Raw genomic sequence first — 13,235 nt, forward strand, 5'->3', positions numbered from 1 at the left:
GTTTAGCGAGTGCAAATGTAAAAAATGTTTTCCTTTCTACAAAAGAAATCGCACCTAATTTTGCCCATAATATATATGAAACTCATTTTGTCCCCTTGGTGCAATATAATACGATTGCAAAGAGCTCCTTTTTTCTAAAGCTGGTCCGCTCTTGGGAATACCCGTTCCAGAAATAATATCATATATTGAATTACATTGAGGACATTTTGCTATACCATTATTTGTAGGCAAAACACGCACATGTTCCAACCCTTCTACAGGACAACATAAATCAAAGACAGCAAATGGAGTTGGTGTCAACGTAGAACCTGTATTAATCACAAGAAGCCCGGAATAGCCAACATATGGACTACCTGCCCTATCTCCATTTAGAACTTGCAGGCCTTTTACGTTTGCCACTAACTTTTCGTAATTTGCCTTATCCTTACTCCTTAAATATACATTGATGTTCCCTGTGTTATTTAAGTTATTATCCAAGAATGATGTATTGATGTTAAAATTGACACGACTAGCAGGAATAGTATACTTTGGTTTTTCATTTTCACAACCCAAAAACACCAACACAACTATCAAAACTATATATTTTATCTTTTTCATATTCTTACAAAACGTTATCAACGACTTAATATTATTTCATATTCTGCCTCAATGCTTCCAGATTTCTTTTCAACCCTGTAAATTTAGCACGCTTCACCGCCGAACCCTTAAATATCTTCTGGTAGTCTTCAACCGACAGCTTATCGAGGCGGTCAAAAGACAGGTCTAGAAAAGCCTGAGAGGGGTTAAACTCCTCCGTCTGATGCGGCTGCGAGTATCTGTTCCAAGGACAAACTTGCTGGCAAATATCACAGCCATAAAAACGATTATTCATCTTCGAGATTACCTGTTCATCAATCTCGCCACGATTTTCTATCGTCTGATACGAAATACACTTACTCGCATTCACCACTCTAGGCTTTACGATAGCCGATGTAGGACATGCATCGAGGCAGCGAGTACAGTTTCCACACGATAAATTCAATGGAGTATCGTATGTCAGTTCCAGATTGATGATCAATTCGCCCAGAAAGAAATAAGAACCCTTCTTCGGGATGATCAGCAACGAATTTTTTCCAATAAATCCCAATCCGGCCTTGGCTGCCCAATAACGTTCTAAGATTGGCGCTGTATCAACAAAAGCCCGTCCTTCGGTCGTCGGCTCTAAGCTCTTAATGTAATCCAGCAGCGTTTGTAGCTTACTCTTCACCACATCGTGATAGTCTTTGCCATAGGCGTAATAAGCAAATTGAGGATTTTCTTGCGGTTGCTTTGTTTCGGGGTAATAATTCAATGCGACACTGATCACCGAACGGGAACCTTCAACCAATAAAGTAGGGTTGCATCGTTTCTCCGAATTTCTANNCGTTTTTCTAAATTTTCCTTTAAGTAATCCATATCGGCATGATATGAATGACTAATCCAGTCTTTAAAATACTGTTGTTCCTCTAGCTCTATCGGCTCAGCCTTACAAATCCCACAAGCATCAAAGCCAAGACTATAAGCATAATCTTTTATTTGCAGGGAGATATCTTCGTTTGCCAACATTTTACTTTTGGTATCTATCAACTCGCTTCAGCCCAAGATATTCATCCACTGTAGGATCTACGTATATTTCCTCTTTTGTATTCTTATTCCTGAACACAACAAAGTCATGATCTTTAAACCACCCGCTCTTAGCATCTTTAGTCATGTTGCTCCCAAAGAGGTACAGCTTGCCTTTCTTGGGTTTAGCCTCCCACTCCTTATCCATTCCAAACCTCTTGATAAGGTAAGTACCTACAGCAGATGTAAAAGCAGCATAGCCGGTATAATTAGCCTCTGTGGCAACAAAAAGCTTCTGAGGATCACTCTCCTGAGCATCGGAAGAAAAATCCAATACTTTTGTAGTTATCTCCTGAGATAAGTCGATAATCTGCTCAATGCTTATAGTAGCATCTAATGCCTCATCGTTAGGTAGACTCTGATTGATGAATGTAGCCAAATCTCCTTCTTTTATATCATAAGACTTACGGCTTCCGCCATCTTCATATTTTACAGCCATGCGGTAAATGTTTCCTCTAAACAAAAAGAGTAATACGATAACAACTACAATAGCGGCAACAACTTTCAATAAATTACTATTAGTCTTCTTTTTCATATTTTAATCACTAAAAAGTGACAACGTCACATAAAACTAAAAACCTACTCAACAATACATTACAAGCAAAAGGTGACAAAAGTGACACTTTTCAGAGTACTTTTATTTGTTACCTTTTTTTGTCATGTATCATCCTCTTTAATAGATAAAAGTACAATTATTTTATTATATATGAGGTTTATACAGAAAAATCTACTTCCCTAGTAGCCCTTTACTTACATACCACCTGAATTGTATCAGCTTCCAACCCTTGTCGGGAGAGAGCCTCAATGCATAAGCAAAAAACAAGACAATAGAGCCCGCCCATTTTTTACATTCGGCAAAAACTCTGTTTTGGTAGGTCTTGGGTGATATCGATTTAGTACGAATACGTTCGCTTTTTCCGATAGAATAAGTTAGTTCCCTGAAGTGAGATTCTGTAAGTTTTTTTTCGGGGATATAATGATGGATACCCATTTGTGGCAGGTAATAAAATTTTTCACCACCTCTTGTCAGTCTGTCATAAAGGTCTTTCTCTTCAGCCCCGATCAGCCCTGTTCCCTTGCGGCCCAATTCTACATTAAACAGTCCGTATTTATCAAATACTTGTTTTCTGAAAGCTGAATTTCCACCTCCGGGATATTTACCGTTGCTGAAAGGTTTTATCTTATCTCCTTCGTACAGGGCTCCACCAATAAGCTGCTCGGTATAATGAGACAGCCATTTCGGTTTATCCACCTCATATACTGGCACAATAGGCCCGCCACATGCCGATACGGTGGGGTGAGATTCGAAGAATGATTTTATGGACGAAAGATAGGATTCGAAGGCAGTAGCATCATCATCTACAAAAACAAGGATATCTCCCCTACTCTCCTGCACACCTCTGTTGCGTGCATACGAAAGTCCCTGTTGAGTTTCAAGAAAATATCGGAAATTAACTCCAGGATAATCATATCGAAACTGCTTACAAATACTTTCTGTAGAATCTGTACTGTTGTTATTCACCATAACTATTTCGTAGTCGTGATATGGAATATTCTGTTGCGAAATACTTTTCAACGCATTGTACAGATATTTCTCCCTATTGTATGTACAGAAAATAACAGATAGCTTCATTTTATTTTTCCTTTCTCTTCAAAACAAAAGGTCTTATAATTATGCCGATCAACAACAAAACAAGTACTGCCGAAGAAGCTGTTGCCACATGGCGGCTGTTATAATATCCCTGAGGCTCAAACTTGAAAACAATTTCATGCTCTCCTGCCGGAACACGCATTGCCCGCAATGTCCAATCGGCACGGAAGTGAGGCACTTCCTTTCCATCAACATAAGCTTGCCAACCATTCGAGAAATAAATCTCAGAAAGTACGGCTAGTTGATCTGAGGCAGCTTTTGTTTTGTAAGTCAACACATCCGGCTTATATGATACTAGTTCTATCGTAGCTGTAGAGTCGGGGGTAATTTTCAATCCCGACAATTCGCTTTCGAAACGCTTATCCACAACGGCTGTTGTGTGCGGATCTAAAGTATTGATTGCCGCAATTTCTTCGTCAGCATTATTTACCAACTTGTATTCATTTACAAACCAAGCATTTCCCATTGCATTCGGATTTACCAATGGTGGTTGTTCAGGATGATATATTACGTATTTTGCATTCAACATATTCAGTGCTTTCGTTTTATTAAACGATGCCATGATTGTATCTATATTTTGCGAACTGAATGTGCCGATGATCTGATTAACTTCACCATCCAGACGACTATCGATCAATTCCTGATAACGTTTCAGTTTGGCTGCATGATAGCCTCCAATAGATTTATGATAATAAGAAGTCGTTGTTTCCGCAAACGGATTATTGAGATTCAAAACCCTGTAGGAAGGATGTCGATCTTTCAAGATAGCTTGATCGGCTACCGAGGGAGAAAACGTCTCTGTTTTGTAGGTGCTTTTAGCCACAAAATTATTCTCATTCAAATAGCGTTTATCAACTCCCCACAAATCGATCAAGACTAAAACGGCAAGTCCCAGCGAACCGTATATTGTCATTTTCTTTGTATCAACCTTCGTCCGAAGAGAGAAATACAAAATTGCTGCACCCAACAAAACAAACACCAAAGAGCGTAAAGCATCGGACGACATCAAGTCTTGACGATCGGCTAGCAATGCATTATAATACCATTCAGGAACCTGTGCTTTCCATTGTGCATCTGCACCCGAAGTGAAATTGAAGAATGCTCCCGGCGCTATCCAAAGAATAAGGCAAAAACCACCAACTACGCCTAACGATATATAAAGTGCTTTCTTTAGTTTCTTTTTATCTATTTCTCCCGAGAAAAATTCTTTTATTCCCCACACCGCAACCATAACAATAGTGAGTGCAGGCACTACCAAAGCCGTAGACACTGCCCTGAATTTACTATAGAGCGGGAAGTGATAGAAAAACCAGTCGTTGAACCATTCCAGATTTTTACCCCAAGCCAGCAATATGAAAAAGATAGTAGCCACGAGTAAACCCCATTTTACATTGCTTCTTATAATGATCATACCCAACAGGAACAAGAAGCAAACGATTGCTCCCAGATATACAGTTCCCTGAGTAAACGGCTGGTCGCCCCAATACTGAGGAATGCGTGACACCTGATTGGCAAATTCGGCAGGAATTTCTCCCGATTGTACCTTCTGAGTCAATACTTTTATACTCTGAGCATCTTTGTCATAAGGCTTCGATTCTCCCCCGTACAGATTAGGAACAAGGAATGTGAATGTTTCCGCTTTGCCATAGCTCCACCCAAAAGCATAATCTTTGTCGAGTCCTGACGATTGCTTTTCCGATTCAGACTTCGGCGAAGTCAACTCAGACTTTCCACGCGTACTTTCTCGTGCCATTTCCATATTGCCGTATATATTCCCCAGATTAGCCAACACAGCCAAAGCCACAGCAATAATCATCGCACCACACGACATAAGGAATGACTTATAATTCTTTTTTGAGAGAACCTCAACTGCATATGTAATGAAGAGTATAACACTGAGTAAACCTGTATAATAAGTCACCTGTAAGTGATTACTTTTTATCTGTAGAGCCAGCCCCAAACCAACCAACACACTACCGAGCAGAATTTTATTCTTAAACAACGACATAAAGCCTGCCACTATCAGCGGCATGTATGCCAGTGCCCATGCTTTAGTCACGTGCCCGGCGTTGAGTATAACAATATTGTAAGATGACAGCGAATAAGCAACAGCCCCCAATATAGCAACTGCCGGACTGAATCCCATCAAGCAAAATAAGATATAGGCCATCAGCATACCTGCAAAAACAGGTCCTGCCGTAGTGTTGCCCAATGCTTTTACAGGAGCTTCGAGATAGTCAAGAAAATTTGGACTGCCTCCATGCACACCTATCTGATACGCAGGCATACCGGAGAACATCGAGCCTGTCCATGCCGAAGTCTTACCCTCATTATAGTAATAGTCACTAATTTCCTTTGCTGAGCCCTGATATTGTGTTACATCGTGCTGCGACAACACTTTACCTTGCAACATAGGGCTAAAATATGCCATTGTTATAAATAGAAATGCAACCACTGCAATAATATGTGGCAACAACATCTTCACCAAAGACTGCTCTTTTTTTATCATCTTATTTTGTGTTTGTTATTTTCTTCTTTAATATATAAATCAACGAACTACTGCCATTTTTATTCCTCAAAGTACGTAGGAAATAAACTCCACCTCGAATCAATCCTCGCAAACTGGCAAACGAATGTCCCATATTTTTCTCACTCAGCATAGATATATAGAAAGCATCGAAATACATCGGCTTCACTTCTATAATTTCGAACTGATGCCTGTTTGCAATGCGCTGAAAATCGGAAGAAGAGAAATGCCATAGGTGGCGGGGCACATCGTAGGCAGCCCAATATTCTTTATAGTATCTTGCATCAAACGATTCTTTATTGGGCAAAGCAATAACGAGAGTACCGTCATCTTTCAATATTTTTTGGAGATAGTCCAGTACACTGTTCAGATGTTCGAGATGCTCCAGCACATGCCACATCGTAATCACATCTTTTGTCTGGCACGGAATCTCGTAAAGATATTCGGAGTCCTGACAATCTATGCCGAATTTTTGTTTTGCATACTTTCTGGCTGATGCCGATTTCTCTATGCCTGTTACAATCCATTTCAGTTCTTTCATCCGATTTAGGAAATAGCCGGTTCCTGAACCTATATCAAGCAGCATCCCTTTTTTACTGCCCGCATATTTGGTAACTAGCTTCGACTTCGACTTCAAAGCTATCTTACGAGCCAGATGGTACAGACTGTTTATTATTCCCCGGTTTGTATCCGAGTGTGAAATATATTCAGGTGCTTCGTAGTATTTTCCGATTTCATTTTCGACAGGAAAATCCTGAGTAAAAGCAAAACCACATACATTGCATTTATTGATTTCAAAGACTTCCTGAGTTGTAAGATAATCTTTACAGGATAGAAAAGGGTCAATTCCACGACTTCCGCAGACAGGACAAATTACAGTATGAACTTTCTTTATAGAGCTCTCCATTTTCTTTATAATACAAATTGCGTTCTATCTACTTCGTCAAAATTTTTAATTATCTGGCAATCCGACCAGTCTGTATAATCGTCATCATTTGAGTTTACGACAATTATTTTTCCGGCTTTTGCATTTCGTGCAGATTGCAATCCGGCTACAGCATCTTCGAATATAATGACATCCTCAGGTTGCTTGCCTATAATAGCCAAAGCATTCTGATATATCTGAGGATCGGGTTTTCCTTTTATCTTTCCGTTGTTATAAACAACCTTATCGTATTCGAACCATCGGGTAAGAGGAAGATGCTCGAAATAAAAATCGAGATTCTCTTTCCCTGAGGCAGTGGCAATGGTAAATGGTATTTTATTCCCTTTCAGGAAATCCAGGAAGTCAGCAACTCCGGGTGCTAATTGCATATCGGTTTGCAAACACAGATCCTGATACAGTCCTTCTTTTTCAAGCACATACTTTTGAATTTCAACGTCAGACAAGGGCTTATTAAATAATTCAATAAACAAATCCTTATTGTTTTTACCATGCATCTTCTTAAACTTGTCCTCATCGGATAAAAACAAACCATGTTTAGTCAGAAATATATCCCATGCTTTATTATGCAGCTTAGTATCCCAAAATAATGTTCCGTTAAAATCAAATATTACTCCCGAAAAAAGCATTATACCATTTGTTAAGAATTCAGCCACAAATGTACGAAATACTTAGATATATAGATATTTGAAGAGATAACTATTATTATTTTTATATAAATCACTAAAACATTTGCTTTAACTTTGACGTTAGAGAAACAAAGCCAACTATAGAGTTTAGACACTAATTAAATAAAATAAACAATGAAAAAGAATCTTAAAGAAGCAATAGAAGGTCGTAGAACATATTACGCTATCAATGACAAGAGCCCTATTTCAGATAATCAGATAAAAGAAATTATAGACTTCGCAGTTTTGCATGTTCCATCATCATTCAATTCGCAATCTACAAGGGTAGTTCTCCTATTGAATGACAACCACAAAAAACTGTGGGATATTGTAAAATCGGTATTAAAGAAGCTTGTTTCACCTGAAGCTTTTCCGGCTACAGAAGCGAAGATAGACGGTGCATTTGCTGCAGGTCACGGAACAATACTTTTCTATGAAGATACAGATGTTGTAAAAGGCTTGCAAGACGCATTCCCTGCATACAGCGAAAACTTCCCTGTATGGTCTCAGCACACATCGGCAATGCACCAGTTTGCTATTTGGACAATGCTCGAAGAAGCTGGATTAGGCGCATCACTGCAACATTACAATCCGATAATTGATGAGGAAGTAGCCAAAGCATTCAACATCAGCCCTAAATGGAAACTGATAGCTCAAATGCCATTTGGCACACCAACAAGCGAAGCAGGACCAAAGGAATTCCAACCGCTAGAAAGCAGAGTAGTAGTATTTAAATAAAAGAAAGAATAGGTTAAGTTCTTTATCAAACAAAGGGAGCGGCAAAAACCGCTCCCTTTGTTTTATTATAATTCCTCAAATCGTCCTTGGAAGAAACGAAGGAATTTAGGCTCGTACACCATCTTCAATCCCCGGGCTTTATCCCGATCTTTAAACATCTCTATTATACTCCAAGCTGCCACATCGAAATGAGCCTGTGTATATACCCGACGAGGAACAGTCAATCTCACCAACTCCAGCTCGGGATAATAGTGATCACCTGTCTGTTTATTCCTTCCTGCCGATACAATTCCTCGCTCCATTCCTCTCACTCCTGATTCGATATAAATATCCGCAGCCAGTTTCTGTGCAGGAAATTGATCTTGTGGTATATGTGAGTAAAATTTCTTGGCATCAATAAATACACCGTGTCCTCCGATAGGCAACACAATTGGTATACCTGCCTCATACAGCAGATTACCGAAATATTCGACCTGACGAACACGCGAGGCTATCATATCATCCTGTACAGCTTCGATCAGTCCCTGAGCCATCGCTTCCATATCCCTTCCGGCAAGACCTCCGTATGTTGGCATTCCTTCGTATACAACAATCAGACTTCGTAAATCATCGTAAAGATCAGCATCGTTACACATAACCAAACCTCCGATATTTACATACAAATCTTTTTTGGCACTGACTGTCGCAGCATCGCTATAAGAACAAAATTCACGATTTATATCCTCTACGCTGCGATTTTTGCAACCCTCTTCGCGCTGTTGGATAAAATACGCATTCTCTATATTGCGTGTAGCATCCAACACAACTTTGATACCATGCTTGTGAGACAGTTCCGATACGGCCTTCATATTCGCCATACTCACAGGCTGCCCTCCCGCCATATTCACAGGGGCACCGACAGTAATGTAGGCTATATTTTTTGCACCTTTTTCTTTAATCAGCCTCTCATATTTTTCGAGGTCTATATTTCCCTTGAAAGGATGTGTAGATTGACTTTTGTGCGCCTCATCGATAATCACATCTACAAATGTACCTCCTGCAATCTCCTGATGCTGACGTGTAGTCGTAAAATACATATTACCTGCCACATACTGTCCCGGAGTAATCATACATTTGCTTAGTAAGTTTTCGGCTCCACGACCTTGATGAGTAGGCAGAATATATTTGTAACCGTAATATTTTTTACAGACTTCTTCCAAATAGTAGAAACTGCGGCTACCGGCGTAAGCCTCATCCCCGATCATCATTCTCGACCATTGCATATCACTCATCGCATTCGTTCCGCTATCCGTCAACAAATCGATATAGACATCATCGGCATGGAGTAAGAAGGTATTCCATCCGGCTTCTTTCATACATTTCAAACGATGCTCCCTTGTTGTGGTTTTCAGGGGTTCTACTACTTTGATGCGATAGGGCTCTGCCCATGGTTTCTTTGAGAATGCCATATTCGTAGATTTTTGGTTAAAAGAATTATTTATCGAAAAGAAAATAAAGCAAGGTCAACTAACTATTTGACAAATCAAACAGCACTACACTACAAATATAAAATAAAAACATCAAAAAGAAAATAGAAACAAACCTTATTTACTTACAAAATAACAGGGATCAATCTTGTTCGCAAAGTTGATCATACATTTTTTTAAGACTTTTTAATATTTTCTTTTTATATAGGCTTATATTCCTCATGGCCAAGAAAGAAGAGAAAGAACCGCTAATAAATACAATAAGAAAACCAGGAAAGAACGCTTCATTCGTAACAACATCAAGAAAAGACCTGTTTATTGAATATACGAAAAAAGACAGATAGCATGGTAAAATCATTAAGATCGCAAAAAGATAACGAACCGGATACATCTTTTGCGATTTGGATATCTCATTTATCCGATACCTCAACCAATCTCTGAGAGGAAGACTCATCGTATTATAATTTATCTTATAGTGCGATCGGATGCCCGATACAACAAAGACAGCAACTACAAAGCATAGCACTATATTGTTTATTAGATAATAGGTATCACTCGCTCTTTTTATTCCGGCATATACCAGTAATACAAAAAGTATAATTCCTACCGATATGGAAATATAATCAATAAAAGAATGTTTTCTCATCACTTTGACAACCTTCTTTTCTAGCAGCTTTTTGAGGTCTTCAGAAGATTGAGCCTCTATATTAGAGCTTCCTTTGTGCCATATATCTTGTAAATTATCCCTTTTCATAACCCATCTTAATTAAGTTGTCCTTCAAAATATTTTTTGCTCGGTTTATCCTAGTCCCTACATTGGATTTACTTATACCTATGATTTCTGAAATTTCTTCATAGCTTTTCTCCTCCAAATAAAGCAGTATGATCGATTTGTCGATATCATTCAAATTATAAATAGCTGTCAACAGCATACTCATATCTTCATCCACAGCCCATTGCTTAGCCATATCTACACAAGCCTCATCGGGCAATTCTTCCCGGTACTGCATCCGGGAATCTTTTCTAATTCGTGATATAGAAGTATTGATAGATATTGAGTATATCCACGATACAACGTTCTCTCTATTTCGTAAAGATGCGTATGCTTTCCACATCTGATAAACAATTTCCTGAAAATTATCTTTCCGTTCATCTTCATGCCTAAAGTAGATAAGACTCACCTTATGCAAAATGGATTGATATTTTTCCAGCATTTGTAGAAAGTTCTCTCTCAGATCATCCATATCATTATTGTCCTTTTACTATATAGTAGAAGTTACTTGAATTTTATTACAAGAAAACTATTTTTTTATAATAATACTGTATATTCTATTTGTCATGCTGAGGTAACGAAGCATCTCGACTCTTTATTGCAAGGAGATCCTTTCTTCGCTCAGAAAGAACGTTCGACGGAACGCAGTGTAATCAATGACAAAAGACGACAATAGTTTTTTACGCTTTACTCCGTGAGACTTCGTGGTCAAAAATCAAAATAAGTTCAAATAAAAAACCGACACACCTCTTGAGGTATATCGGTTTAAGAGAAATATATTATTCTTTATCCTATCTGACAACCCGGTTCTACATCCTTAGAAGGTGTAATAAGCGATAAATTACCGCCCCCATCTTCTACAGAAAGAATCATCCCTTGCGACTCTATTCCTTTTAGTTTCCGTGGTTCGAGATTTGCAATAAAACACACCTGCTTACCTACTAAATCTTCAGGCTTGTACCAAGCTGCTATTCCCGAAATAATGGTACGTTTACCCATGCCATCATCAATTAAGAATTGCAACAATTTATCAGCTTTAGGTACTTTTATACACTCCAAAACTGTTCCAACACGAAGATCGAGCTTCGAAAAATCATCAAAAGCAACGTTTGGTTTCTGCGGAGCAATTTTTACTTCCACAGCCTGTTCATTTGCTTTTTTAGTATCCAGAAGTTTCTGGATTTGTTTTTCTATCGTTTCATCTTCTATTTTAGAGAACAACAATTCCGAATGATTCAACGGATGTCCTACAGGCAGCAGATCAATGCGTCCTAGTTGATCCCATGTCAGGTTATCAACATTTATAAACCGGCGTATCTTTTTCACGCTGAATGGCAAGAACGGCTCGAAAGCGATTGCGAGATTGGCTGTAATCTGTAGAGATATATTCAATATTGTTTCTACACGTGCCATATCCGTTTTAACGACTTTCCAAGGCTCTGTATCTGCCAGATATTTGTTACCGATACGAGCCAAATTCATGGCTTCTTTAAGCGCATCGCGGAAACGGTATGTATCGAGATAAGATTCGACTACAGCCTTTACATCTGCAAACTCTTTAAGGGTTTCCTTGTCATAGTCTGTCAGTTCATTCAGCTGCGGTACTTTATTCTCAAAATATTTTTGGGTAAGTACTAATGCACGATTGATAAAGTTCCCCAGAATAGCTACAAGCTCATTGTTGTTACGAGCCTGAAAATCTTTCCACATAAAATCATTATCCTTCGTTTCGGGAGCATTAGCCGTGAGTACATAACGAAGTATATCTTGTTGTCCCGGAAAATCTTCGAGATATTCGTGCAACCACACAGCCCAGTTTCGAGAAGTAGATATTTTATCTCCCTCCAGATTCAGGAATTCATTTGCCGGGACATTTTCAGGTAAAATAAAAGAACCTTCAGCCTTCAACATGGCAGGGAAAACGATACAGTGGAAAACAATGTTATCTTTCCCGATAAAGTGTACCAATTTCGTATCTTCCGATTTCCACCATTTCTCCCAGCTATCCGGCAGCAATTCTATCGTATTAGAAATATATCCGATAGGAGCATCGAACCACACATAAAGTACTTTTCCTTTTGCATCGGGCAGTGGAATAGGCACACCCCAATCGAGGTCGCGACTTACGGCACGAGGTTGTAACCCCATATCCAGCCATGACTTACACTGTCCGTAAACATTCGATTTCCACTCTTTATGATCTTCGAGTATCCACTGACGAAGCCACGATTCGTGCTTGTCAAGAGGCAGATACCAGTGTTTTGTTTCACGCATCACAGGAGTAGAACCTGATATTGTAGAGCGAGGATTTTTCAGATCGGTAGGACTAAGCGATGTTCCGCACGACTCACACTGATCTCCGTAAGCATTCGGATTGCCACAGTGAGGGCATTCACCCATAATATAACGGTCGGCGAGAAACATCTGAGCTTCCGCATCATAATATTGTTCACTTGTTTTTTCCTCAAAAGCTCCCTTATTATGCAACGTTAGAAAAAAGTCAGAAGCTGTCTTTTTATGAATATCAGAGCTTGTACGGGAATAAATATCGAAAGCTATTCCGAAATCTTCAAAAGATTTCTTGATAATTCCATGATACTTATCAACAATATCCTGAGGTGTAACTCCCTCTTTCTTTGCACGGATGGTGATAGGAACACCATGCTCATCAGAACCACCTATGTGTATTACATCTTCACCTTTAAGCCTAAGATAACGAACGTAAATATCGGCAGGAATATAAACTCCGGCAAGATGTCCGATATGTACAGGACCATTGGCATAAGGAAGGGCCGATGTAACAAGGGTTCTGTTGTATTTCTTGGTCAT

11 protein-coding genes and 1 pseudogene are annotated in these 13,235 nt (G+C 39.1%); 1 reads left to right on the top strand and 11 read right to left on the bottom strand.

Annotation, left to right across the window (positions count from 1 at the left end; all coding sequences use genetic code 11):
- Nucleotides 1-54: 54 nt before the first annotated feature.
- The 7 genes and pseudogenes from B3P17_RS10955 to B3P17_RS10985 form a co-directional block, all read right to left on the bottom strand.
- Nucleotides 55-597 (bottom strand): hypothetical protein, encoded by a 543-nt coding sequence (locus B3P17_RS10955; RefSeq protein ID WP_252637600.1) that lies wholly within the window; start codon nt 595-597, stop codon nt 55-57.
- 31 nt (nt 598-628) lie between these two features.
- Nucleotides 629-1,584: pseudogene (queG, locus tag B3P17_RS10960) on the bottom strand (tRNA epoxyqueuosine(34) reductase QueG).
- Between the two features lies 1 nt (nt 1,585).
- Nucleotides 1,586-2,176: a hypothetical protein gene (locus B3P17_RS10965; protein ID WP_252637596.1), complete on the bottom strand. Its 591-nt coding sequence runs from the start codon at nt 2,174-2,176 to the stop codon at nt 1,586-1,588.
- Nucleotides 2,177-2,368: 192 nt separating this feature from the next.
- Complete coding sequence (locus B3P17_RS10970) at nt 2,369-3,274, bottom strand: glycosyltransferase (protein WP_252637594.1); 906 nt, start codon at nt 3,272-3,274, stop codon at nt 2,369-2,371.
- A 1-nt stretch (nt 3,275) separates the two neighbouring features.
- Nucleotides 3,276-5,801, bottom strand: coding sequence for a YfhO family protein (locus B3P17_RS10975; protein WP_252637592.1), 2,526 nt, complete (start codon nt 5,799-5,801; stop codon nt 3,276-3,278).
- Between the two features lies 1 nt (nt 5,802).
- Nucleotides 5,803-6,726: a class I SAM-dependent methyltransferase gene (locus B3P17_RS10980; RefSeq protein ID WP_252637590.1), complete on the bottom strand. Its 924-nt coding sequence runs from the start codon at nt 6,724-6,726 to the stop codon at nt 5,803-5,805.
- A 5-nt stretch (nt 6,727-6,731) separates the two neighbouring features.
- Nucleotides 6,732-7,418, bottom strand: a complete 687-nt coding sequence (locus B3P17_RS10985) for an HAD family hydrolase (RefSeq protein WP_252637589.1) — start codon at nt 7,416-7,418, stop codon at nt 6,732-6,734.
- Nucleotides 7,419-7,565: 147 nt separating this feature from the next.
- On the opposite strand from B3P17_RS10985, the gene B3P17_RS10990 reads away from it, so the two are divergent.
- On the top strand, nt 7,566-8,168 hold the full coding sequence (locus B3P17_RS10990) for a nitroreductase family protein (RefSeq protein WP_252637587.1): 603 nt from the start codon (nt 7,566-7,568) through the stop codon (nt 8,166-8,168).
- 65 nt (nt 8,169-8,233) lie between these two features.
- Here B3P17_RS10990 and B3P17_RS10995 read toward each other — a convergent pair whose 3' ends face one another.
- The 4 genes from B3P17_RS10995 to metG all read right to left on the bottom strand — a co-directional run bounded on the left by B3P17_RS10995 (nt 8,234) and on the right by metG (nt 13,235).
- Nucleotides 8,234-9,616, bottom strand: a complete 1,383-nt coding sequence (locus tag B3P17_RS10995) for a tyrosine phenol-lyase (protein ID WP_252637585.1) — start codon at nt 9,614-9,616, stop codon at nt 8,234-8,236.
- 160 nt (nt 9,617-9,776) lie between these two features.
- Complete coding sequence (locus B3P17_RS11000; RefSeq protein ID WP_252637584.1) at nt 9,777-10,388, bottom strand: hypothetical protein; 612 nt, start codon at nt 10,386-10,388, stop codon at nt 9,777-9,779.
- Nucleotides 10,375-10,878: an RNA polymerase sigma factor gene (locus B3P17_RS11005; RefSeq protein ID WP_252637582.1), complete on the bottom strand. Its 504-nt coding sequence runs from the start codon at nt 10,876-10,878 to the stop codon at nt 10,375-10,377. The genes B3P17_RS11000 and B3P17_RS11005 overlap by 14 nt, the downstream gene beginning before the upstream one ends.
- Nucleotides 10,879-11,192: 314 nt before the next feature.
- Nucleotides 11,193-13,235: a methionine--tRNA ligase gene (metG, locus tag B3P17_RS11010; RefSeq protein ID WP_252637580.1), complete on the bottom strand. Its 2,043-nt coding sequence runs from the start codon at nt 13,233-13,235 to the stop codon at nt 11,193-11,195.

It is taken from the genome of Dysgonomonas sp. UBA7630 (assembly GCF_002483985.1).
In the GTDB taxonomy this organism is placed as follows: Bacteria; Bacteroidota; Bacteroidia; order Bacteroidales; family Dysgonomonadaceae; genus Dysgonomonas.

Excerpts from the sequence above, each read along its gene's own strand:
- B3P17_RS10980 (WP_252637590.1), bottom strand. The coding sequence starts at position 6,726 with ATGGAGAGCTCTATAAAGAAAGTTCATACTGTAATTTGTCCTGTCTGC.
- B3P17_RS10995 (WP_252637585.1), bottom strand. The coding sequence starts at position 9,616 with ATGGCATTCTCAAAGAAACCATGGGCAGAGCCCTATCGCATCAAAGTA.
- B3P17_RS10955 (WP_252637600.1), bottom strand. The coding sequence starts at position 597 with ATGAAAAAGATAAAATATATAGTTTTGATAGTTGTGTTGGTGTTTTTG.
- B3P17_RS11000 (WP_252637584.1), bottom strand. The coding sequence starts at position 10,388 with ATGAAAAGGGATAATTTACAAGATATATGGCACAAAGGAAGCTCTAAT.
- B3P17_RS10975 (WP_252637592.1), bottom strand. The coding sequence starts at position 5,801 with ATGATAAAAAAAGAGCAGTCTTTGGTGAAGATGTTGTTGCCACATATT.
- B3P17_RS11005 (WP_252637582.1), bottom strand. The coding sequence starts at position 10,878 with ATGGATGATCTGAGAGAGAACTTTCTACAAATGCTGGAAAAATATCAA.
- B3P17_RS10970 (WP_252637594.1), bottom strand. The coding sequence starts at position 3,274 with ATGAAGCTATCTGTTATTTTCTGTACATACAATAGGGAGAAATATCTG.
- B3P17_RS10965 (WP_252637596.1), bottom strand. The coding sequence starts at position 2,176 with ATGAAAAAGAAGACTAATAGTAATTTATTGAAAGTTGTTGCCGCTATT.
- metG (WP_252637580.1), bottom strand. The coding sequence starts at position 13,235 with ATGACCAAGAAATACAACAGAACCCTTGTTACATCGGCCCTTCCTTAT.
- B3P17_RS10990 (WP_252637587.1), top strand. The coding sequence starts at position 7,566 with ATGAAAAAGAATCTTAAAGAAGCAATAGAAGGTCGTAGAACATATTAC.